Annotated in this window: 19 protein-coding genes; 6 read left to right on the forward strand and 13 right to left on the reverse strand. The window is 61.1% G+C overall.

All coding sequences use genetic code 11. The features are described from left to right. Positions 1-90 precede the first annotated feature (90 nt). Together ACSBLW_RS07570 and ACSBLW_RS07575 are read right to left on the reverse strand one after the other, a co-directional pair. A complete protein-coding gene (locus ACSBLW_RS07570) occupies positions 91-549 on the reverse strand; it encodes an Lrp/AsnC family transcriptional regulator (protein WP_435259606.1) in 459 nt (152 codons plus the stop codon). Then, complete coding sequence (locus ACSBLW_RS07575; RefSeq protein ID WP_435259607.1) at positions 546-1,004, reverse strand: Lrp/AsnC family transcriptional regulator; 459 nt, start codon at positions 1,002-1,004, stop codon at positions 546-548. Before ACSBLW_RS07575 ends, ACSBLW_RS07570 begins: the two co-directional genes overlap by 4 nt. Between ACSBLW_RS07575 and ilvC the strand changes: the two genes are divergently transcribed. From ilvC to ACSBLW_RS07590, 3 genes are all read left to right on the forward strand, one after another. Continuing rightward, complete coding sequence (gene ilvC / locus ACSBLW_RS07580; protein ID WP_435259608.1) at positions 1,003-2,154, forward strand: ketol-acid reductoisomerase; 1,152 nt, start codon at positions 1,003-1,005, stop codon at positions 2,152-2,154. The two genes, ACSBLW_RS07575 and ilvC, sit on opposite strands and share 2 nt — an antisense overlap. Positions 2,155-2,322: 168 nt before the next feature. Beyond that, positions 2,323-3,567 (forward strand): MFS transporter, encoded by a 1,245-nt coding sequence (locus ACSBLW_RS07585; RefSeq protein WP_435259609.1) that lies wholly within the window; start codon positions 2,323-2,325, stop codon positions 3,565-3,567. A 178-nt stretch (positions 3,568-3,745) separates the two neighbouring features. Further along, the gene (locus ACSBLW_RS07590; RefSeq protein WP_435259610.1) at positions 3,746-4,528 is read left to right on the forward strand and encodes a formate/nitrite transporter family protein; all 783 of its coding nucleotides are present in this window, start codon (positions 3,746-3,748) and stop codon (positions 4,526-4,528) included. Here the strand turns inward: ACSBLW_RS07590 and ACSBLW_RS07595 are convergent. Beyond that, positions 4,525-5,223 carry a hypothetical protein gene (locus ACSBLW_RS07595; RefSeq protein WP_435259611.1) on the reverse strand — a complete coding sequence of 233 codons (699 nt, stop codon included), beginning with the start codon at positions 5,221-5,223 and terminating at the stop codon, positions 4,525-4,527. The genes ACSBLW_RS07590 and ACSBLW_RS07595 overlap by 4 nt on opposite strands. 96 nt (positions 5,224-5,319) lie before the next feature. Here ACSBLW_RS07595 and ACSBLW_RS07600 point away from each other — a divergent pair, with 96 nt between their 5' ends. Together ACSBLW_RS07600 and ACSBLW_RS07605 are read left to right on the forward strand one after the other, a co-directional pair. Next, on the forward strand, positions 5,320-5,925 hold the full coding sequence (locus tag ACSBLW_RS07600) for a TetR/AcrR family transcriptional regulator (protein ID WP_435259612.1): 606 nt from the start codon (positions 5,320-5,322) through the stop codon (positions 5,923-5,925). A 33-nt stretch (positions 5,926-5,958) separates the two neighbouring features. Beyond that, positions 5,959-6,846 carry a DMT family transporter gene (locus tag ACSBLW_RS07605; protein ID WP_435259613.1) on the forward strand — a complete coding sequence of 296 codons (888 nt, stop codon included), beginning with the start codon at positions 5,959-5,961 and terminating at the stop codon, positions 6,844-6,846. A 71-nt stretch (positions 6,847-6,917) separates the two neighbouring features. Here ACSBLW_RS07605 and glmM read toward each other — a convergent pair whose 3' ends face one another. From glmM to ACSBLW_RS07645, 8 genes are all read right to left on the reverse strand, one after another. Continuing rightward, positions 6,918-8,261: a phosphoglucosamine mutase gene (glmM, locus tag ACSBLW_RS07610; protein WP_435259614.1), complete on the reverse strand. Its 1,344-nt coding sequence runs from the start codon at positions 8,259-8,261 to the stop codon at positions 6,918-6,920. Beyond that, complete coding sequence (folP, locus tag ACSBLW_RS07615; protein WP_435259615.1) at positions 8,258-9,268, reverse strand: dihydropteroate synthase; 1,011 nt, start codon at positions 9,266-9,268, stop codon at positions 8,258-8,260. Before folP ends, glmM begins: the two co-directional genes overlap by 4 nt. A gap of 43 nt (positions 9,269-9,311) precedes the next feature. Beyond that, entirely contained in the window at positions 9,312-10,220 is a 909-nt protein-coding gene (locus ACSBLW_RS07620) for a dihydroneopterin aldolase (RefSeq protein WP_435259616.1), read from the reverse strand. 112 nt (positions 10,221-10,332) lie between these two features. Continuing rightward, a complete protein-coding gene (locus tag ACSBLW_RS07625) occupies positions 10,333-11,010 on the reverse strand; it encodes a cell wall hydrolase (protein ID WP_435259617.1) in 678 nt (225 codons plus the stop codon). A 219-nt stretch (positions 11,011-11,229) separates the two neighbouring features. Next, positions 11,230-13,764, reverse strand: a complete 2,535-nt coding sequence (locus tag ACSBLW_RS07630; RefSeq protein ID WP_435259618.1) for a putative PEP-binding protein — start codon at positions 13,762-13,764, stop codon at positions 11,230-11,232. Positions 13,765-13,981: 217 nt separating this feature from the next. Next, positions 13,982-16,204: a glycine--tRNA ligase subunit beta gene (gene glyS / locus ACSBLW_RS07635; protein ID WP_435259619.1), complete on the reverse strand. Its 2,223-nt coding sequence runs from the start codon at positions 16,202-16,204 to the stop codon at positions 13,982-13,984. Position 16,205: 1 nt separating this feature from the next. Continuing rightward, positions 16,206-16,682 carry a DUF6446 family protein gene (locus tag ACSBLW_RS07640; RefSeq protein WP_435259620.1) on the reverse strand — a complete coding sequence of 159 codons (477 nt, stop codon included), beginning with the start codon at positions 16,680-16,682 and terminating at the stop codon, positions 16,206-16,208. Further along, positions 16,679-17,599, reverse strand: coding sequence for a glycine--tRNA ligase subunit alpha (locus ACSBLW_RS07645; protein WP_435260069.1), 921 nt, complete (start codon positions 17,597-17,599; stop codon positions 16,679-16,681). The genes ACSBLW_RS07640 and ACSBLW_RS07645 overlap by 4 nt, the downstream gene beginning before the upstream one ends. A 194-nt stretch (positions 17,600-17,793) precedes the next feature. Here ACSBLW_RS07645 and ACSBLW_RS07650 point away from each other — a divergent pair, with 194 nt between their 5' ends. Beyond that, positions 17,794-19,554, forward strand: a complete 1,761-nt coding sequence (locus ACSBLW_RS07650) for a serine protease (RefSeq protein WP_435259621.1) — start codon at positions 17,794-17,796, stop codon at positions 19,552-19,554. A gap of 114 nt (positions 19,555-19,668) precedes the next feature. On the opposite strand, the gene ACSBLW_RS07655 is transcribed toward ACSBLW_RS07650, so the two are convergent. Next, positions 19,669-21,117, reverse strand: a complete 1,449-nt coding sequence (locus ACSBLW_RS07655) for a TrkH family potassium uptake protein (protein ID WP_435259622.1) — start codon at positions 21,115-21,117, stop codon at positions 19,669-19,671. A gap of 79 nt (positions 21,118-21,196) precedes the next feature. After that, entirely contained in the window at positions 21,197-22,645 is a 1,449-nt protein-coding gene (locus ACSBLW_RS07660; protein ID WP_435259623.1) for a TrkH family potassium uptake protein, read from the reverse strand. Positions 22,646-22,724 lie beyond the last annotated feature (79 nt).

A 22,724-nucleotide genomic window follows, 5' to 3' on the forward strand; every position in this document is an offset into this window, starting at 1 on the left:
GGGGCCAGCCCCATTTTCTGTCTGAAAATATCCTCGGGAGGGGTTCGGGGAGGGCAGACAGCCCTCCCCGCCTTTCCCCACAAGCGCAGCTTACCCAAGCGGGCCGGGCCTGCGTTCCTCGGTCAAGAGCACATTGGCCTCCACGTTCCCCACCCCCGGCAAGGTCATGATCCGCCGCCGCAAAACGCGCTCGAAATCTGCAATGTCGCGGGCCACCACCCGCAGGCGATAATCAAACAGCCCAAGGACGTGCTGCACCACCTGCACTTCGGGAATGGCCGTCACCGCGCGTTCGAAATCCTCAAGGCTCACCCGGCCCTTTGTGGCGAGCTTCACCCCCAGAAACACGGTCACGCCAAACCCAAGCGCCGCACGGTCGACCTCGACCCGCCGCCCCGCCAGAACGCCCGCCTCTTCCAACCGTTTCACACGCCGCCAGGCCGCCGGTTGCGACAGTCCCAGCCGCCGCCCCAAAGCCCCGGCAGAAACCGTCGCATCCAAGGACATTGCCCGCAATATCGCCCGGTCCGTGTCATCCAGATCAATCACAGCGGCAGCCCCTCGGCATCCTTGATGGTCGAAATCAGCATCAGCGCCTCAAGCTCGGAAATATGCGGCAGCGTCAGAATCCGCCGCCGATAGACCTCTTGGTAATGGGCCATATCCCGCGCAATCACATTCAGACGCACATCCACGCGGCCCAGAAAGGTCTCGATGGCCACGACTTCGGGCACCTCGCGCGCGGCCCCGATGAATTCGTCAAAGGCGCGCGGATTCGTCTTGTCCAAGGTAAAGCGCAAGGACACCTCGACCTCATATCCCAAGGCGCGCCAGTCCACGACAGCCGCCTCAACCCGGATCAACCCCGCTTCCCGCAGCCGATCCAGCCGACGCCACAACGTTGCCGCCGTCACGCCCGCGCGTTCCGCCAATTCGGTCCGGTCAATCGCCGGTTCCGCCAGATAATGCCGCAGGATGCGCCGGTCCGTTTCGTCGATCTGCATGAAATTTTCGCTATCACGTCAATTTACGAATGATCTTTTGCACATTCCCGAAATTTCGTCAAACAACGCAGCAGATCACGCCAGAATCCCCCTATTGTCGCGCCATCAACTTAGGAAAGGGACCGCCATGCGCGTCTATTACGATCGTGACTGCGACATCAACCTGATCAAGGACAAGAAAGTCGCCATCCTCGGCTACGGCTCGCAGGGCCATGCCCACGCGCTGAACCTGCGCGATTCCGGCGCCAAGAACCTCGTCGTCGCTCTGCGCGAAGGCTCGCCCTCCGCCAAGAAAGCCGAAGGCGAAGGCCTGAAGGTCATGGGCATCGCCGAAGCTGCTGCCTGGTGCGACGTGATCATGTTCACCATGCCCGACGAACTGCAGGCTGACACCTACAAGAAATATGTCCACGACAACCTGCGCGAAGGTTCGGCCATTGCCTTCGCACACGGCCTGAACGTCCACTTCGGCCTGATCGAGCCGAAAAAGGGCGTGGACGTTATCATGATGGCCCCGAAAGGCCCGGGCCACACCGTTCGTGGCGAATATGTCAAAGGCGGCGGCGTCCCCTGCCTCGTGGCCGTTCATCAGGATGCAACCGGCAAGGCAATGGAAATCGGCCTCAGCTACTGCTCGGCCATCGGTGGCGGCCGCTCGGGCATCATCGAAACCAACTTCCGTCAGGAATGCGAAACCGACCTCTTCGGCGAACAGGCTGTTCTCTGCGGCGGCCTCGTCGAACTGATCCGCATGGGCTTTGAAACCCTGGTCGAAGCTGGCTACGAGCCGGAAATGGCCTATTTCGAATGCCTGCACGAAGTGAAGCTGATCGTCGACCTGATCTACGAAGGCGGCATCGCCAACATGAACTACTCGATCTCGAACACCGCCGAATACGGCGAGTATGTTTCGGGCCCGCGCATCCTGCCTTACGACGAAACCAAGGCCCGCATGAAGGCCGTTCTGACCGACATCCAGACCGGCAAGTTCGTGCGTGACTTCATGCAGGAAAACGCTGTTGGCCAGCCCTTCTTCAAGGCCACCCGTCGCATCAACGACGAACACCAGATCGAACAGGTCGGTGAAAAGCTGCGCGCCATGATGCCTTGGATCTCCAAGGGCAAGATGGTCGATAAGGCACGCAACTGATCCACGATGGGGTAACCCCATACGTTGTATCGACGGGCCGAGGGGAAACCCTCGGCCCTTTGCATTTGCGCCGCTGACGGGCCTTTTTCCGCTTATCCGGCGCCGCCCCATTCAATCGTTTGTTTTGAGGCTGACCCGTGTCATGCTGCGCCAAAATGGGGGGCAATGATGACCGCGCGTTCAAGCCAACCGGAATCCGCCCCTCCCCTCAGCCAGCCTTGGGCCGTTGTCGGCTTTGGCTTTCTGGCCTTGGCCCTTTCCTCTTCGGGGCGTGCAGCACTCGGTCTCCTGATGCCGGCGTGGCAGCGCGATTTTGGCTGGACCTCCAGCTACATCTCCGGCGTCGGGGCGATGGCCCTTGTCGTCATGGCCTGCGTGGCCCCTTTTGCCGGACGCATGGTTGATCGCAAAGGGTCTGGCTTTACGCTGAATCTCGGGATGGGCCTATTGGGTCTGGGCTGCGGCATCGTCGCCTTGATGAATGGCAAGGTGATGTTCGTCATCGGCTATGCCGGGTTTTGCGCGCTTGGCTTTGGCATCGTGGCCAGCCATGTCGTCGCCACCGCCGTGACGCGCAGCTTTCCGAACAAGGCAGGACTGCCGGTGGGCACGGCCACCTCTGGATCCACGGGCGGTCAGTTCGTCATCGTGCCACTGATCGCCGCTCTGCTCGCCTTTGCAAGTTGGCGGTGGAGTTTCGGGGCTCTTTCGCTCGCAAGCCTTGCCCTGATCCCCGCCATCCGCGCCCTTGTTCGTGACGGGGCTTCATCGGTGACAGGCGACAGACACACATCGTCGTCAAGTTTCACGCAAGACTTTGGCACGATCCTGCGTCGCCCCGCCTTTCACGCCCTGTTCTGGAGCTATCTGATCTGCGGCTTCACCTCGACAGGCGCGATCGAAACCCACCTTCTACCCTATGCGGCCTTTTGTGGCTTCCCACCGGTGCAAAGTGCCACCGCCTATGGCTTCTTGTCGCTGATCAACCTGATGGGCATGGTCGGCGCAGGCTGGCTGACTGATCGCGTCAATCGCCCAACGCTTTTGGCCTCGATCTATGTGCTGCGCGGGATGACTTACATCATCCTGCTTTACCTGCCCGGTACCGGGATCGAGGTTCTGTTCCTCTTCGCGCTTCTTTTCGGCATCGTCGATTATTCCACTGTACCCGTGACAGCCAGCCTTGCCGCCAGCCATATCGGTCTTGGGGTCATGGGACAGGCCATGGGGATGATCTCGGCTGGGCATGCCATCGGCGGCGCAATCGCGGCCTATTACGGCGGCTTCGTCGTGGATTCGACCGGCAGCTACGACGGGCTTTGGCTTGGCTCTGTCTGGTTGCTGTTCGGCGCGGGGCTTCTGTCCATCCTCGTGATCCGAATGGCCCCTGCACCGCGCCCAGTCCTGATCTAGACTTTTGCGGGGACATATTAAGAAAGGGTAAATCCCAGACCGTAACCCATTGATTTTGCCACACCAAAAAAGCGTCCCCGACGGGGACGCTCCTAACCCCCGCCGCAAAGACCGTCGACAAGTCGCAGAACTGGTGCCAGTCTGGCCCAAAGATCTGCGGATTACAGAAAGGCCAGCCATGGAGCCCCTGCATCCAACCGGACTTGACGCCTACAAACCCAAGGAAATAGCCGAACTGGTGGAAACCGCCGGGGTCGCCAAGGCGCGCCTTCCCCTGACCTCCATGCTCACCCTCGCCATTCTGGCCGGGGCCTTCATTGCCCTTGGGGCCGCCGCCTATACCATGGTGATGACCGGGGCCGATGCCAGCTTTGGCCCGCAACGCTTTCTGGGCGGCGTCGTCTTCTCTCTTGGTCTGGTTCTGGTCATCGTGGGCGGGGCCGAGCTTTTCACCGGCAACGCGCTGATGGTCATGGCCGCAATCGACGGCAAGATCACCCCCTCTGAACTCACCCGTGCCTGGATCATCGTCTACATCGGCAACCTGATCGGCGCCGTCGCCATCGCCGCGCTTTTCGCAGGCACCGGCCTTTACGACGGCCCGATGGGCGCCACAGCCCGCACCATCGCCGAGGGCAAGGCGACCCTTTCCCCTACCGCCGCCTTCTTTCGCGCCATCCTGTGCAACGTGCTCGTCTGCCTTGCCGTCTGGCTCTCCATCGCCGCGCGCAGCGCCACGGGAAAGATCCTCGGCGTGATCCTCCCCGTGGCCTCCTTCGTCCTCTTGGGTCTCGAACATTCCATCGCCAACATGTTCTTCTTCCCGCAAGGCCTTGCCGCCGGGGCAGAGGTCGGTCCCGCGGCCATTGTCCAGAACCTTGCCATCGTAACCCTTGGCAACATTGTCGGCGGCGCGGGTGGGGTCGCGCTCAGCTACCGACTGGCCTATCGCCCCGCCTAGGCCACCACCACCACCGGGCCAGCCGTCAGCCTAAGCGGTGCCGCATAGCGCGCGCCGTACCACAGGCGCATCCAAAGACAGACCGCAAGCGTCGCAAAATGCGTGGCCACATTCAGCCCATCCCCGGCTTCCGGCCAAATCCACGCCCGCAACAACACCGCCAACAGCGTGCCGTGGATCGCGTTGAAAAAGAATATAACACCGTTCAAATGCCAGATCAGCGCCCAGTTCGGATGCACCTCACTACGCAAAAAGGCAAAGCGCAGCATCGCCCCGCCATAGATCAGGCCAACTGTTGAAAAGGCCACCGGCAGAGCATCCCCACTGGCAAGACCGGCCACCAAGACCAGCCCGCCAAGGCCAAAGATCGCCGCCCCTCCGCCCCTAAACCACGCCCCCCGAAACCGGGGCAAGTCGCTTTTCCACCGGCGCGACAGAATCACCGTCGCCCCAACGACGATCACGCACAGGCTAAGGTAGACGAACTGAACGACCTCGGGTGGCGAAAACCGCCCGGACCGCCCCATTGTGACCAAGCCGACCGAGGCAAGGGCCGCCCCCCAAGAATACAGGAACCAGTGGCCCAGCATCCGGTGCCGCCCATTCCCTTTTCGCCGCAAAAGAACCGCCCAATACAGGCAAAGCGTCATCAGTCCCGCCCCGATATGGGCGAGTTTCATCATTTCGTCCGTCATCTGACTCTCCGGGCTAGATTGATTAGGGTAACGCGCGTAAACCAGACCTATAGCACAAAGGTTAACATGCGTTAACCGAAATCTCAAAGGTCCCGCATGTCCGCAGCAAAGACGATTTCGCCCGAAACCCGCGACGCCATTCTGACGGCAGCTTGGCAATTGATCGCAGCCCAAGGGCGGACCGATGTCAGCCAAAGTGACGTCGCCAAATCGGCCGGGGTCAGCCGCCAAACCGTTTTCTACGCCTTTGGCAATCGTGCGGGCCTTTTGACTGCAATGGCCGCCCATCACGACGACCATTCCCCCCTTTTGGCCCGCCTGAACGACATCAGCCGCAATGCCCCCCCAACGACCGATGGCCTGACCGACTTCCTCTCCGCTTGGCTTGACTACCTGCCCGAGGTGTTTCCGGTCGCCTCTCTTCTTGATGCCGCGGCCCCCACCGACCCGGACGCAAAGGCCGCCATCGAAAACCGCATGGTCGGGCGCTTGCTTGCCGGTCTGACAGCGCGGATTTCCGCAATGGCAAAGACCGGCACCCTCGCCAAAGGCCGCGATCCCCTTCGCACCGCCGAGGCAATCTGGGAACTGATCCATGTGCCCGCATGGCGTCTTTTGGTTCTGGACCGGGGTTGGACCGCCGAAGAATTCCGTCAAAGCCGGTTGGCGCTTGCGATGCACCTTGTGACCACCGCGCCCTGATGGCAAAGGCTGAACCAGCCTCGGAGCCAAAACATGCCGCAGCCCACTTCGAAAGACTGGTTTTCCATCATCGCCCTTGGGCTGATCTGGGGCGGTACCTTCATGGTCATCACCCTTGCCTTGCGCGGCTATGGCCCGATCACCGTCGCCTGCGCCCGCACCAGCCTTGGCGCACTGGCCATGCTGGGCCTGTTGCGCCTGACGGGTCGACGCTTGCCAAAAGGTGGTGCGGTCTGGCGCAGCGCCGTTCCCATCGGGCTTTTGTCCACCGCCATTCCGTTCTTCTTGCTGAGTTGGGGCCAGCAAAGCGTGCCCTCCGCCTTTGCCGGGCTTTCGATGGCCGCCGTTCCGCTGTTTGTTCTGCCCTTGGCGCATCTCTTTTCGGATGAGCCTTTGTCGCGGCGCAAGGCCATTGGCTTTGCGATTGGCTTTGCCGGGGTTGTGGTGCTGTTGGGTCCGCAGGCCCTGCAAACCGACGGTGCGCTTTTGCCCCGTCTGGCCTGTCTCGCTGCGGCGCTTTGCTATGCGGTATCATCGATCCTGACGCGCCGCTGCCCCCCGGTCGATCCTATGGGCCTTGCCGCGGCGACGCTTCTAGTTGGGGCCGCTGTTCTGGTGCCTGCCATGCTGGCCGTTGAAGGCGTGCCGCATTGGGCCGGCCCCGTTCCCGGACTTGCCATTTTGTTTCTGGGCTTTGTCCCAACGGCCCTTGCCGCACTTCTGCGGATCAGCGTGATCCGCAGCGCCGGGTCAGGCTTCATGACACTGACCAACTATCAGGTGCCGCTCTGGTCCATCGCCTTTGGCGCATTGATCTTGGGCGAGGCCCTGCCACAAAGCTTCTTTGCAGCCCTTTGCCTGATCCTTGCTGGCTTGGCCATCAGCCAGTGGCGGCGTCGGGGACAGGTTAAAAATCCGTAAAAACGAAATCATAACCACTTGATTTCGTTTTCAATAATTTGCGTCCCCGTCGGGGACGCCCGTCCTTGCGATCAGATCGCGGCCTCAACCGCGCCCACGATCTCCTCGACCACGGCCCGCAGCATCCCCTCATCCTCACATTCGGCCATGACCCGGATCAGAGGTTCGGTGCCCGATTTGCGGATCAGGATGCGCCCTTTGCCTTTGATCCGCTCCTCGCTTGCACCGATCACCGCCTTGACGCTTTCCTTTTCCAAAGGCTGCGCCCCGGCCGAGAAACGGACGTTCTTCAGCATCTGCGGCACGGTTTCAAACTGCCGGACCAACTCACTCGCCCGCTTACCAGTCCGCGCCATTTCAGCAAGAAATTGTAGGCCCGCGATCAGGCCGTCGCCGGTGGTTGCATAGTCGGTCATCACGATATGCCCCGACTGCTCCCCCCCCAGATTGAACCCACCGGCCCGCATCTTCTCGACCACATAGCGGTCCCCAACGGCGGTCCGCTCCAAACGCAGACCTCGGGCGGACAGATGACGCTCCAGCCCAAGGTTTGACATGACCGTGGCGACCAAAGCGCCACCTTTGAGCTTGCCATCCTCGGCCCAGCGAGAGGCCAGCATCGCCATGATCTGATCGCCATCCGCGACCTGACCCTTTTCATCAAGGATCATCACCCGGTCGGCATCGCCATCCAGACAGATGCCCACATCCGCCCCGTGCGCCACCACAGCCTCGGCCGCGGTTTGGGTATAGGTGCTGCCGCAACGGTCGTTGATGTTGGTGCCGTTCGGGTTCACCCCCACCGGAACCACGGTCGCGCCCAGTTCCCAAAGCACCTCCGGTGCCGCGCGATAGGCCGCGCCATTGGCGCAGTCGATCACAACCTTCAACCCATCCAGTCGAAGACCCGCCGGGAAGGTCGTCTTGACGAATTCCTGATACCGCCCGCGCCCGTCTTCGATCCGCTTGGCCCGGCCGATATTCGAGGCCTGCGCCAGCTGGATGTCTCCGGCAACGATGCCTTCGATCTCGATCTCGGCCTCATCCGACAGTTTGAAGCCATCGGGTCCAAAGAACTTGATCCCGTTATCTTCGCTTGGGTTGTGGCTGGCCGAAATCATCACACCCAGATCCGCCCGCATGGACCGTGTCAGAAACCCAACCGCAGGCGTGGGCACCGGCCCCAAAAGCAGCACGTTCATGCCTGTAGAGGTCAGCCCGGCCGTCAGTGCGTTTTCCAGCATATAGCCCGACAACCGCGTGTCCTTACCGATCACCACCCGGTGTCCAGGGCTGCCGTCGCGGCGGAAATAGCGGCCGGCTGCCGCGCCAAGGCGCAGCGCCATCTCTGCGGTCATCGGATGTGTATTGGCCCGCCCACGAACACCATCGGTTCCAAAAAGCTTGCGCGTCATTCTGTCTTTCCCTTTGTTGCGGCCTGCCACAGCGACAGGGCCTGCCGCGTTTCGGAAACATCGTGAACCCGGATCAACTGGATACCCTGCGCAACCCCCGCAAGGGCCACGGCCAGCGAGCCGGGCATACGTCTTTGCGCCTCTTCGGCCCCGGACACAGTGCCGATAAAGCGTTTGCGGCTGGCCCCCAACAGAATTGGAAGGCCCAGCGAATGGAACAGCGACAACCGAGCGAGGAGCGCAAGGTTGTGGTCCAGCGTCTTGCCGAACCCTATCCCCGGATCAATCGCGATCCGGTCGCGCGAAATGCCAGCCGCCTCGGCCTCGGCCACACGGGCGGCAAGCGCATCATAGACATCCAAGAGGACATCGTCATAGCGCGGGTCGTTCTGCATGGTCTGGGGATTAGCGATCGAGTGCATCAGGATCACCGGCGCCCCGCTTTCGGCCACGACCTTGGCCATTTCCGGGTCGAAGGTCATGGCGGTCACGTCATTCACGATGCCTGCGCCAGCTTCCAACGCCTTGCGAGCCACCTCTGCCTTACGCGTGTCGATCGAGACTGGGGGCTGGATCCCTGCTGCCTTCATGGCCGCAATAACAGGGGCCGTGCGCGAGATCTCTTCGCCCACCTCAACTTCGGCAGCACCGGGGCGCGTACTTTCGCCCCCGACGTCAAGAATATCGGCGGATGCCGCCATATCGCGCGCGCCCATCATTGCCGCCTCGGGACGCAAAAACAGCCCGCCATCCGAAAAGCTGTCTGGCGTCACGTTCAAGATGCCCATGATCCGGGGACGGTCCATCGACAGCCCCGCAAAATCGGGCCTTGGATTAACCAGCGGGGCCAGTTGCGCCGGGGTCAAAGACGCAGCCGGAACCACCTCGGGCGCACCCTCACGGCGCAAGATTTCGACATGGGAAAAGCGGCACCAGCCGCCAGCCAGTGGCCTTGCGTCCGCCGGGGCAGCAGCGTCAATGATTGGAATGGGTCTGATATAGTCCATGGCCCCGATTAGGCCGCGCCCCGGTGGTTTGGCAAGAGCCCGGTCAAACTTGTCTTACCGGAACGCGGCTTCCTGCCGGAACTGCAACATTCCCGTGAACAACGATCTCGCGCGCTGCCATCGCCTCGGCCAACCACAGCGCCAAGGCAACTGGGTCTGCCGATTTCGGCCCGTCGACCGCATCCAGTACCATTTTCGACGGCGCCCAAACGACTGATTGGCCGCGCTTGATCGCCCAGTCGATTTCGGTGCGGGTCGCGACCACGACACAGCGGCTGTCGCGCGCGGCAAGTGCCCAAGCGTTCTGCTCGATCGCCAACAGATCAATGCGGCGCTGCGTGGGCTTGTGTCCGGTCTTTGGCCGATCAAGATCCGGCAAACCCACTGTAAAGATCAACGGCACACCCTGCCCCATCAGGGCATCAATGCGTCCAGCCAAACCGGGATCGGCAATGGCTCCGGCATCAAAATACACGACCAAAGGATGGACCGCGGCTTCTTCGCCATCCTGATCAATGACCCGCAAGGCGGCCTCGGCCCGACTGCGAACGATTTCGACACCCAGCTTGTAAGGGCCGATATCCAGTTTCTCGATCCGCACGAAGGCGCGCATTGCCTGCGGCTCGGCCAAGATGCGCTCCGCAACACGTTCGGCAAGCGTCTCCAGCAGGTTCAGCCTTTCGGCAGCAAGTTCAGTAGCAATGGCCTCGGTGATGCGGTCATAAGAAAGAATCCGGTCGACATCGTCATTCAAAGGCTCGGCCACTGGCCGCACTTCGACAACGACATTGAACATCACCCGTTGCTTATGGCCGCGTTCCTTTTGAAACGCTCCGATGTCCACTTCGACGATGTGATCGCGAAGCGAAATGCGATCACGGGGGTCGGTTCCGGCAGATGCGACGGAACGTTCTTCGGGATGCGCGAAAGCTAGTCGGATGTCGCTGGTCATCAAGGTACTCCGCCGCCTTACCGTGACCCGGTCAATGCAATCGGGGGCAGACTAATGCCTGCCCCCGAAACTGGAATGCCCGAAGCCGACGCCCCCTGCAAGAGGGGCGACGTCAGGAACCGGGTTGACGATAGAAGAGGTGCGCCCCGATTTGCGCGGTGCGCGGAAAGCGATGCGCCCAACCGGGACGCACAGCTTTGGTATGGAAATGCGTGGCACCCTCGGTCAAGGCGCGCGGCGCCCCGTCCAACATCAGGCGCGCAATGCGGCCTGCACGATCAGCTGCCTGCTTTTCCCGCATCACGTCCTTTACCCCATCGCAGGCATAGGAGAATTGGCAACCTTTGCTGTTGCCCTGTTTCACCACGCCACAAACCGTCTTGGGGTAACGCGGGCTATCGACTCGGTTCAGGATGACTTCGGCCACGGCAAATTGACCCTTCAGGGTTTCGCCACGCGCTTCAAAATACAAAGCCTGACGCAGGCATTGCCACTGTTCATCGCCACTTGGCGCCGGCAGGGCCTGTAGAAATGCGTCATTGTATTCAAGCACAGTTGGCTGCTTGTCTTTTGACGCAGATTTGCCTTTTGGGCCCTCAGCCAAAGCCGCCAGCTTCGTCTGCGGGATCGTTTCCAGCACTCTTTGTTCCGCCCCCATAAGAGAGGCGACGTGTCCCGCGACATCTAACGCGGGGCTATTGGACTGGCTCACCGTCACGTCGGCGAAGGCCGCTCCACCTTGGGCGATAGCCACCAGCGTGGCCAGAGCCCAGACTTGTCGCAAGCGCATTGTCTAGTGTTCCGTCTTGTTGCCATGCCGCACAGCCGGGACTCACAATCCCGTGAACTGCGCAACGACGGATGGCATTAGGGGAAAGCGAGCTATGCGTCCAGAAAACCAGCCAATTTGTGTCAACTTGCATGTGAAATAGGCGAAATCTCGCCGAAACAGCCGAAATCAGGCTGCCCATTTTCGGCGAAAACACAGCACTTAGTGTGACTTAAAGCCTTAAACACTAGTCTCGTTCAGGGCCAAATGTGCCGCGGCGAGTCGGGCCAAGGGCACTCGATAGGGGGAACAAGACACATAATCGAATCCCGCACGACGACAAAACGCGATCGATTCTGGGTTCCCGCCATGTTCGCCGCAGATCGAAAGGGTCAGATCAGCGCGCGTTTTGCGACCCCGATTCGCCCCGATCAACAAGAGCTCGCCCACTCCCTCCACATCAAGAATATGAAATGGATCTTCGGGGAAAACGCCCTGCTGGACATAGGTGTTCATGAACCGCCCTGCGTCGTCCCGCGACAGGCCATAGGTCATCTGGGTGAGGTCGTTCGTGCCAAATGACAGGAACGCGGCATGCTGCGCGATCTCCCCCGCGCGCAGTGCGGCGCGCGGCGTTTCGACCATGACTCCCAGTTTGTAATCGAAATCACGCCCGGCCTTGATCTTCACATTGGCCGCAACAGCATCAACCCGCGCCTTTACGAGTTCAACCTCCCGCTTGGCCGAAACCAGCGGAATCATCACCTCGGGGACCACCGCGGCACCACGTCGTGCGACCTCGACCGTCGCCTCAAAAATCGCCTGCGCCTGCATGTCGTAGATTTCTGGCAGGACGACACCCAGACGAACGCCACGCATCCCCAGCATCGGGTTGAATTCGGCCAAGGCCTCGACCCGCCGCGTCACATCTGAAAGCGGCTTATCCAAGGCCTCGGCCAATTCCCGCATTCCTTCGCGATCATGCGGAAGGAATTCGTGCAGTGGCGGGTCAAACAGGCGGATACAGACAGGAAGGCCCGCCATGATTTCAAAAAGCTGAACGAAATCTTCGCGTTGCATCGGCAACAGGCGCGCCAAAGCAGCGGCCCGGTCTTTTGAGGCATCGGCAAAGATCATCTCGCGCATGACGACCAGACGATCTTCCTCAAAGAACATGTGTTCTGTGCGGCAAAGGCCAATTCCCTGGGCCGCGAATTTGCGGGCGGTTGCGGCATCGGCGGGCGTGTCGGCATTGGCACGAATGCCGATATCTCGGAACTGGTCGGCCCAGCCGAGGAGCGTCTGAAAATGGTCATCCAATGCAGGTGTCAGCATTTCTGCCGCCCCGGCAAGCACTTGGCCTGCCGTGCCATCGACCGTAATCAGGTCACCTTCACCAAAGGCCTGCCCGTTCATGTGAATGCGCTTTTCACGCAGATCCAGCCGCAAATTCGCGCCTACGACGCAGGGTAGACCAAGGCCCCGCGCGATCACGGCGGCATGGCTGGTCATGCCGCCACGCTCGGTCAGGACGGCTGCCGCCGAGTGCATTCCGCGAATATCTTCGGGCGCGGTTTCTCGGCGCACCAGAATGCAGGGCTCACCGCGTGACGCACTGGCCTGAGCCGCTGCCGAGGAAAACACGATGCGCCCCGTTGCCGCGCCGGGACTGGCCGCAATGCCATTCGCCACCACATTGCGTGGCCCCCTTGGGTCGACCTGAGGGTGCAAAAGTTCGGACAGGGCGCGGGGTTCCACCCGCAGAACTGCCTCTTGCGGGGTGATGATGCCATCTTGTGCCAGATCGACCGCAATCCGCAGGCTTGCGCGGGCAGACCGCTGCACGCGCACCGCATCAAGGACGGCTAACTGCCCATCTTCAATGGTAAATTCGATCTGCATCTCTTCGCGCAGTTTCTGCCGGCAAGCAGCGCCGTCCTGCACAAGACGGGTAAAGATCTCGGGCGCGATGTCTTCCAGCGAAGGGCCCCGCGGGTCTCGTGTGAGGTAAAGCGCCTTGGACGCCTTGAGCGCGTCGCGGCCTTGTCCTTTGCCCAGATAGCGACCAGTCACCTGCGGAAGGCCGGTCACAGGGTCGACGAACTGAATGACGCCCGAGCCGGAAATGCCCTGCCCCATGCCTTGAGCCATGGCTTGAACGACCAGTCCCAGAGGGGCCTCATCGGGTGCGCCCTTGGCCTGACGAAGCAAACGCGCCGTCGTTCCTTCCCAGGCGCGGGCCATCGACCGCAGCACTTCGGCCAGTTGCTGGGCTGGATCTTCTGGAAAATCCTCATCCATTTCAATAGCATAGACGCGAAGCGCTTCGCGAATGGCGTCAGGGCTGGGGTCTTTGGCTTCGAACATATCGGGGTCTAGGCGCGCGACATGGGTCGCGTAGCTTTGGATGAAACGCAGCGAGATGGCGTCGGCGGCATCCTGCCCGTGGCGGTTTACAAGATCCTCATGCCGGGCCTTGTTATGGCCCACATTCAGGATCGTGGCCGGGCCACCCCAATCGGGATTTTCCGGGCTGGGCCGGACCGAGACCAGGGCACCGGGGCCAAAATGGGAAAGAATCGCTTTGCAATCAACAAGATGGCCTGCCGCAATCGCGCGCACGGTGGCGGCGGGAAGAGAAACGGTCTTGGGCACGGGAAGGCCGATGCGGATCAGGCGTTGCAGGCATTTGGCGCGCCAGCCATGGGCCGAGCGGTCAATCGCGGCCGATGGCGTGACTTCGGTGAATTCCTCGATGGGCGCTAATTTCTGCACTGCGGCATTCCTTCTGACGCCCCGACCTTACGCCAATTCTGCCGTGTGACAAGCGTGGTTTTTCCGTGGTTTTCGCGTGGTTCTTCCGTGGGCACAGCGCAGGCGAAGGCGCTTTGCCGCAAATGCAAAAAAAGAAGGGGGGCTGTCTGCCCCCCTTTCGCATTTTGCCTGAAGGGCAAAATGCTGCCCCCCGAGGATATTTGAAGACAGAAAAGGATCAGCCTTCGAGTTTCGTCAGGTCTGCAACAGAAAGGCAGATGGTGCGGATGCGGTGCAGAAGGTTCAGACGGTTGCGCCGGACGATCTGATTGTCGGTGTTGATTTGCACTGCCGTGAAGAAAGCGTCGATGGGCGCGCGGAGAGCGGCCATGGATTGCATCGCTACGGCGAAGTCTTCTTTTTCCATCGCCGGGGCGATGACGGCCTCGGCCTGATCGAGGGCGGCGAAGAGGGCGCGTTCTTCCTCGGTTTCGGCGAATTTCGGATCGGCGCCGAAGCTGTATTCGACACCGTCCTTCTGTTCGGCCTGCGTCAGGATGTTGTTTGCCCGCTTGAAGCCCGCGACGAGGTTCGCGCCGTCTTCGGTCGCCAGGGTCGCGTTCAGCGCCGTTGCGCGTTTGACCAGAAGCGTCAGGTCACATTTGTTGGGCATGGCGAGACAGGCGTCGATGACGTCGTGGCGGATGCCCTGATCCTTCAGGAAGACTTTGAGGCGATCGTGGAAGAAGGCCAGAAGATCATCGCTGACGGCCGGGTCATGGCCGGTCAGGCGCACCAGCCAATCGGGCGCGCTGGATTCCAGCGGAGCGATCAGGGCGCGGGTCAATTCGCCGAAGACACCGTTGGAGACGACCGAGCCGAGCAGGCTGTCGATCAGGGACACATCCTTGGCATCAGACTCGCGCACGATCTGGTGGCGCAGGATATGGGCATCGAAGAGGCGGTCGAGCGGAACGCGGAGGCCGCTGGTCAACACCAGCCGGATGACGCCCAAAGCGGCGCGGCGGAGCGCGAAGGGGTCTTTCGAGCCCGTGGGCTTTTCGTCGATGGCCCAGAAGCCGGTCAGGGTGTCGACCTTGTCAGCGAGCGCCACGGCCACGGAAACCGGATCGGTGGGCACAGCGTCGGTCGGACCAAGCGGCGAGTAATGGTCGCGGGCGGCGTTGGCGATAGCCTCGGTTTCGCCCGCGGCTTTCGCGTAATACATGCCCATCAGGCCCTGTAGTTCCGGGAATTCGCCGACCATGGAGGAGCGCAGGTCAAGTTTCGCGAGTTTCGCGGCGCGTTCGGCCTGTGCCGGATCAGCGCCGACCATCGGTGCCACATCGCGGGCAAGGGCCGCGACGCGGGCGATGCGGTCGGCTTGGCTTCCCAGTTTGTTGTGGAAGGTGACGGCTTTCAGCCCCTCTTCCCAGTCGCCCATGCCAGCTTTGGCCACGCGCAGGTCGTTTTCCCAGAAGAACTTGGCGTCTGACAGGCGGGCGGTCAGCACCTTTTGGTTGCCTTTGAGAATGGTCGCGCCGTGGTCGGCGGTTTCGGTGTTGGCGACGGTGATGAAGCCTTCGATCCGTCCGGTTTTCGGGTTGCGGGTCGAGAAGAACTTTTGATGTTCCTTCATCGAGGTTTGCAGAACCTCGGGCGGGAGGTCGAGGAACTGATCGGCGATGCGGCCCATCAGCGGCACGGGCCATTCGACCAGACCTGCGACCTCGGTCAGAAGGCCGCGATCTTCGACCACTTCCATCCCGGCGGCGAAGGCGAGGTTCTGGGCGGTTTGCCAGATGGCGTCTTCCCGCTCGGCGCTGTCAAGAATGACATGGGCGCGTTTCAGTTTGGCGGCGTAGTCGTCGAAATTATGGACGCCAAAGCGGCCGGGCGAGAGGAAGCGGTGGCCTGTGGTGGTGTTGCCGGAAGTGATGTGATCGACCGTGACGGGGACGACGCGGTGGCCCTCTTCATCCGAGAGGATGCAGAGGATGGAATGGAGCGGGCGGACCCAACGCAAGGTACCTGCGCCCCAGCGCATCGATTTGGGCCATGGGAAATTTCGGATGGTGGCCTCTAACACCTCGGCGATGATCTCCTCAGCCCGGCGGCCGGGCTTTTCGATCACGGCGAAATAGGTTTCGCCCTTTTTGTCGGCGCGCTTTTCCAACTGGTCGAGCGTGAGGCCCGTGGACCGCAGGAAGCCGTCGATCGCCTGCTGCGGGGCGGTGGTGGCGGGGCCTTTGCGTTCTTCGCGGGTGGGCTTTGACTCGGTCGTCAGACCTTCAACTGCGAGGGCAAGGCGGCGGGGTGTCGAGAAGGCCCCGGAAGAGGCATAGGTGAGACCAGCGGTTACCAGACCGTCGGCCACCAGTTTCTTCAGGTCTTCGCGGGCGCGGGCCTGCATCCGTGCCGGGATTTCCTCGGAAAAGAGTTCGATCAAGAGATCGGGCATGTCATTTATCCTTGGCGGCAGGGTTCAGTTGAGTCCAGGCATAGGCGCGGCCATCGGGAAAGACGGCGACGACACGGTCCACATCGGCGTGGACATTGGCCTGAGAGAGGAAGGCGAGGGCTTCGCCGCGTTCGATGGCGGTGCCGATTTCGACCGCATCAAAGCAGTCGAACCACGAGGGTGCGACGAGGGGTTCGGCGCCGTCATAAGTGAGGTAGGTCTCGGTCAGCATGGCCTGCGTGAGCGGCGTGGTGAAACAGGCGCGGAAGCGCAGGGGGGAGCTGTCGGCGTCAATACCGGTCACGTTTTCGGCCAGGATCGGTTCCGGCTGGCCGGATTCGATGGTGGTGAGGGTGATTTCCTCACCCGGGGTGAAGGTCGCCTCTTCATAGAAGGCATAGACCTGAAGCCAGTAGATGGCGACGCCTGCAACCAATGCCGATATCACGATGAACCCCGCTGCGAATTTGCCGGTCATGCTGCGTCCGCCCCTGCCTCGGTTTCCCGGAAGGCATCGGCGCATTTCTTGGCTAAGGCGCGGACGCGGCCGATATAGGCCTGACGCTCGGTGACCGAGATCACGCCGCGGGCGTCGAGAAGGTTGAAGAGGTGGCTTGCCTTGATCGTCTGGTCATAGGCCGGGTGGGCCATGATGATGCGCTTGCCGGTTTTCGGGTCTTCGGCGGGGAAGGACAGAAGGCGTTCGCATTCGGCCTCGGCATCCTTGAAGTGCTGGAACAGCATTTCCGTGGTGGCGCCGTCGAAGTTGTGGCGGGAATACTCTTCCTCGGTCTGGCGGAAGATATCGCCATAGCTGAGCGGGATCGGGCTGGACGGATCGTTGAAGGGCATGTCCATGACGTGGTCGATGCCCAGCACATACATGGCAAGGCGTTCAAGGCCATAGGTCAACTCGCCCGAGACCGGCTTGCAGTCATGGCCACCGACCTGCTGGAAATAGGTGAACTGGCTGACTTCCATGCCGTCGCACCAGACCTCCCATCCCAGACCCCATGCGCCGAGGGTCGGGCTTTCCCAGTCATCCTCGACAAAGCGGATGTCGTGGATCGAGGGGTCAAGGCCGATGGCGGCAAGGGAGCCGAGGTAGAGGTCTTGGAGATCGGCGGGCGAGGGTTTGATGATGACCTGATACTGGTAGTAGTGCTGAAGCCGGTTCGGGTTTTCGCCATAGCGGCCATCGGTCGGACGGCGCGAGGGCTGAACATAGGCAGCAGCCCAGGACTTGTTGCCAAGCGAGCGCAGGGTGGTGGCCGGGTGGAATGTCCCTGCCCCGACTTCCATGTCATAGGGTTGCAGCACGGCGCAGCCCTTGGACGCCCAGTAATTCTGCAACCTCAGGATGATTTCCTGAAAGGAACGCGGGGGCGCGGTCATGTCTGACATGGCTCTTTGTCTCCTTCGGCCACCGGAAGGCCCGGCATGCCCTTGAAATGCTGCTGCGTAATAGGCAAGAGGCAAGCGACGGTCAATGCGGCGCTTGGGAAGAAACGGGCAACAAAGCCCTACCATCCTGCTTTCGCCGCCCTTAGGGTGACCAGAAGCGACGAAGGTGGGAGCGCGTAGACGGTATGATTTCTAGAATTGCAGCTTTGGTCTTGATGGCCGTGGTTTGGGCCACATCAGCTTTGGCACAAGGCCAAGCCTGGGTTCAAGTGGAGGCCCAACCCTCTTTGGCCGAAGCGCAACAGCGGGCTCGCTCATATGCGGCGGTTATCAAGGATGTTGTCGGCTATCAACTGGGGTCGCGCTGGTATGGCATCGCGATCGGTCCCTTTGATCGCGCGACAGCCGAGGCAACGCTTCGTCAATTGCTGAATGCCGGACTGATCCCGCGTGACAGTTTTGTCAGCGACGGCAGCAATTTCCGCCAGCAGTTCTGGCCCGAGGGTGGCGCGGCAGAAACCGCAGCGCCCCCCGCCGAGCCGGTTGCTGAGCCTGCGGCAGAACCCGCCCCAGTGACCGAAGCGGAGACCCAAACCCCGGTCGTTCCTGAAGAGCCGGAAGAAAGCCCAGCCGAAGCCCGGCGTTCGGAAGCGGGCATGACGGCAGACGAGCGCATGGATTTGCAGCGCGCTTTGCAGTGGTACGGATTTTACGCCTCAAAGATCGACGGGGCTTTTGGAGCCGGGACGCGCCGGTCGATGGCCGATTGGCAAACAGCAATGGGGCTGGAGGCAACGGGCGTCTTGACCAGCCGCCAACGCGCGATGCTGGTGGCGAATTGGCAGGCCGACCTTGCCGAATTCGGCTTTGAAACCGTGAACGAAACCGAAGCCGGGATCGAAATTGACCTGCCGATGGGGTTGGTGGGCTTTGACCATTACGAACCGCCCTTCGTCCATTTCGTCGAAAAGGACGGATCCGGTGTCAAAGTGATCCTGATCTCGCAGCCGGGAGATCAATCTGCGCTTTATGGGCTGTATGACATTCTGCAAACGCTGACGATCGTTCCAATGGAGGGCGAGCGCAGCCGCAAGGAACGCAGCTTTGAAATCAATGGGCGCAACGGCACGGTCGCGAGCTATTCCTATGCCGAGCTTTCGCAAGGCTTGGTAAAGGGCTTTATTTTGGTCTGGAACCCCAAGGATGATGACCGCGCAGGGCGCATTCTGGACGCCATGAAGGCAAGCTTCCGCCCGGTCGGCAACCGCGCCTTGGACCCGGGCATGGTTCCGATGAGCGATGCCGCCCGCAAAGGGCTTTTGTCCGGGCTGGAACTGCGCCGCCCTAAACTGAGCCGCTCGGGTTTCTATGTTGATGGCACCGGTCAGGTTGCGACAGTGCTGGATGCCGTGAATCAATGTGGACGCATCACGCTGGATGGTACGATTGATGCCGAACTGATCGTCGCTGATGCGGCAACAGGCGTGGCACTGGTCAAGCCGAAGCGGCCGCTTGCCCCGCCCAGCGTGGGGGCCATGCAGTTGAGCGCCGACCGCATTGGTGCAGAGGTGGCTGTGGCCGGCTATTCCTATGAGGACACCCTGCCCGCCCCGGTCATGACCTATGGCAGCTTGGAAGATGTGGTGGGTCTGAATGGCGAAGACGGCATCAAGCGCCTTGGCATCGCCACCCTGCCCGGCGATGCTGGCGGCCCTGTGATTGATGCGACCGGGGCTGTGTTGGGGATGCTGTTGCCTCGCGATGGCTCGGGCAGCCGCGTTTTGCCAACCGGCGTCGAATTCGCCGCCTCTTCGGCCAAGATTGCGGCCCTGATGGCAAGCAATGGGTTGAAGGCCGTTGAAGCCCCGGCCAGCGGTGCGCTGGCACCGGAAGACCTGACCCGCAAGGCGATGGAAATGACGGTTCTGGTTGGGTGCTGGGATTAAAAGCGAACCAGCCAGACGTTCTCTGGCTGACTGATTTCCTGCCTTTCACGCCCGGTTCTGGTCCGTGCCCTTTTGGTTACGGCATGGAATGCCGGAAGGGTTGAAAGGCAGAATTCATTCACGCCAGAAGCGGCGCATGAAGAGCACATAGACCGACATCAGTTCCAAACGGCCAACCAGCATTCCGGCCATCATCAGCCATTTGGCTGATTCCGGAAATCCGTGAACAGCGCCTGTTGGTCCAACTTCGGGGCCAAAGACCGGGCCGACATTGGCCACGGAGGTCCATGAGGCGGTGACAGCGGTTTTGAACTCTAGCCCCGTCAGGCCAAGCGCCACGGCCAGAAGGCCGAAGGTCAGGATGAACAGGGTAAAGAACACGATCACGGAATCGACGACATCCTGCCCGACAGGGCCACCGGAATAACGCAGGCGGTTGACCGAGGAGGGATTGTGCAGACGGCGGATCTGCACACGGATCGCCTCGAACAAGATCAGATAACGGAACACCTTGACCGAGCAACCGGTCGACGAAGTGCAGCCCCCGATCAGCCCGACAGCGATCAGAATGACAAAGGGAAACGGCCCCCAGGACGAGAGATCAACCGAGGCATATCCCGTGCCGGAAAAGGTAGAGACGACGTTGAAGGCAGTTTCGCGGATCAGCGGCTCGACAGCCATCTGATGGGTCAGAAATTCGTAAAGGACGATGGCTGCGACCGCATAGAAATTCCAGCGCAGATAGGCCCGGACCTGCGCATCGGCATAAAGCGGGCGCAACGATCCTTGGGCCAGCTGGATGAAGCGGATGAACGGAAGGCTGCCCAGAAGCATGAAGATCACGGCTGCATATTCCGCCCCGCCCTGAAACAGCCCGAAACTTTTGTCCGAGGTGGAAAACCCTCCCGTGGAAACTGTTGTCAACGCGTGGACGACAGCCTCGAACCCTGACATGCCAAGGGCGAAATAGGTGACGGCACAGGCGACCGTGAGCCAGATATAGACCTGGATCAAGGCAGAGGAGATGTCGATGGCACGGGGCAAGACCTTGCCCAGCGTGTCAAACCCTTCGGATTTGAAATATTGCATCCCGCCGACCTTCAGCACCGGAAGGAACAACATGGCGACGACAACGATGCCCAGGCCGCCCAGCCATTGCAGGATGCCGCGCCATAGATTGGCACCTTTGGGCATCGCGTCCAGCCCTTCGATCACCGTGGTCCCTGTGGTCGTCATACCAGAGACGCTTTCAAACAGCGCATCGGTGACGGAAAGCCCCGGCGCACCAAGGATCAAGGGCAGCGCACCAAAGGCGGGAAGCGCCACCCAGACCCCGGTGGTCAGCAAGAAGATTTGCTGCAAGGTCATGACGCGGCTTGTGCTGTTGACCGAGGCCAGCGCCATCGCGCCACCGGCGACAAAACAAATCACCGAAGAACGGAAGAAAGCGCGCCAATGGTCGTCACCATGGGCCAGATCAAGGACGAGCGGAAACAGCATGAACGCGCCCAAAGCCGCGATCAAGAGGCCGATCACATAGGCGATTGGGCGTAGGTCGATCATGTCGGCACAGTTGGGCCGAACGGGCGCTTCTGTCAATCGCTTGGCTGACTTTCCCGCGCTCGCCTGTTTCGGAAATGCGTCACCGGCTCCAGAAACGGGGAAGCACCAAGACAAAGATCGCAAGCAGACCAAGCCGTCCCAGCAGCATGGAGAAGGTCATCAGCCATTTGGCAAGGTCAGGAAAATCTCGAAAGGTTCCGGTTTCAGCGACCATGGGCCCGAAGCCGTAACCGATATTGCCGATCGACGCCCAGATCCCGAACAAGGCCGACTCGATGTCCACGCCAACAAGCGTCATCGCCACCGACAGCACACCGATGGCAAAGATATAGCCGGTGACATAAAGCATCATCGCGCTGATCGTATCCTGACCGACCGGCACGCCGGCATAGCGCAGCGGAACCACGCGGTCGGGGTGGCTGATTTCCGCAAGCTGGGCCACCAGAGCGCGCGCGGCAAGCTGGACACGGAACACGGAAAGCGCGCCCGACGACGACCCCGAACATCCCCCGATCAGCCCCAGCATGAAGGCGACAGAAAGCCCAAAGCTGCCCCATGCCCCAAAACTGCCAGAGAAAAAGCCGGTGCCCGTCAGGATGGAGGACAGGTTGAACAGCGTTTCGCGAAAGGCGGATTCAAGCAATTGATCCGACGTGGCCAGACGCCAAAGCGTGACGGCGAAGACGGCCAAGAACAACCAGACCACAATGGCCTGAACTTGGGGGTCGCGCAAAATGGTCCAGTTTCGGCCCGTCACCAATTGGACATAGCGAATATAGGGCAGACTCCCCAAAAGCATGAACAAGGCCCCCGCATATTCTGCTGCGCCCTGATATTTTGAAAAGGACAGATCGCTGGGCGAAAAGCCCCCTGTCGCAATCGTCGCCGCGCCATTCACGATCGCGTCGAGCGCCGTCATGCCCAGCGCCGAATAGGTCAGGATGCAGGCAACGGTCAGGGCCACATAAACCCCCAACAAGGCGCGCGCGATGTCGGTCGCGCGGGGCAAGGCCTTGCCGAAGGTATCAAAGCCTTCGGTCTTGAAGAATTGCATCCCGCCCACCCGCATGATGGGCAAGAAGATCATCGCGATAAAAGCGATCCCCAGCCCACCGATCCAGTTCAGCATCCCTCGCCAGAGGTTCATGCCATCGGGCAATTTGTCCAACCCGACAATCACGGTCGAGCCGGTCGTGGTTATCCCGGACACGGCTTCGAAATAGGCATCGGTGAAGCTAAGCCCCGGCGCCCCCAACATGAAAGGAAGGCAAGAGAAAAACGGCAGGCCCGTCCAGATGGCGGCAGTCAGAAGATAGGCCTGACGCACATCCAAACCGCGGCGCAAACCGTTGCGGGTGGCCAACGCCATCAGCGCACCAGTTCCGCCCGTAAAGATGGCGCTTTCAAAGAAATCTGCGCCATTCTCAAGACCGGCGCGGTAATCAATGATCGCAGGGGCCAACATCAAGATGGCCAGCACGATCAGCATACGGCCAATCAAATAGGCGATAGGGCGGAAGTCCACCATGATGCTGCGATCTGTCCGCCTTTGCCAAAGACTTGTCAAGCCACAGGATTCTGCGAACCCTGATCTTTACCTTGGCTGA

It is taken from the genome of Thioclava sp. FR2, assembly GCF_051200875.1.
Taxonomy (GTDB): Bacteria; Pseudomonadota; Alphaproteobacteria; order Rhodobacterales; family Rhodobacteraceae; genus Pseudotabrizicola.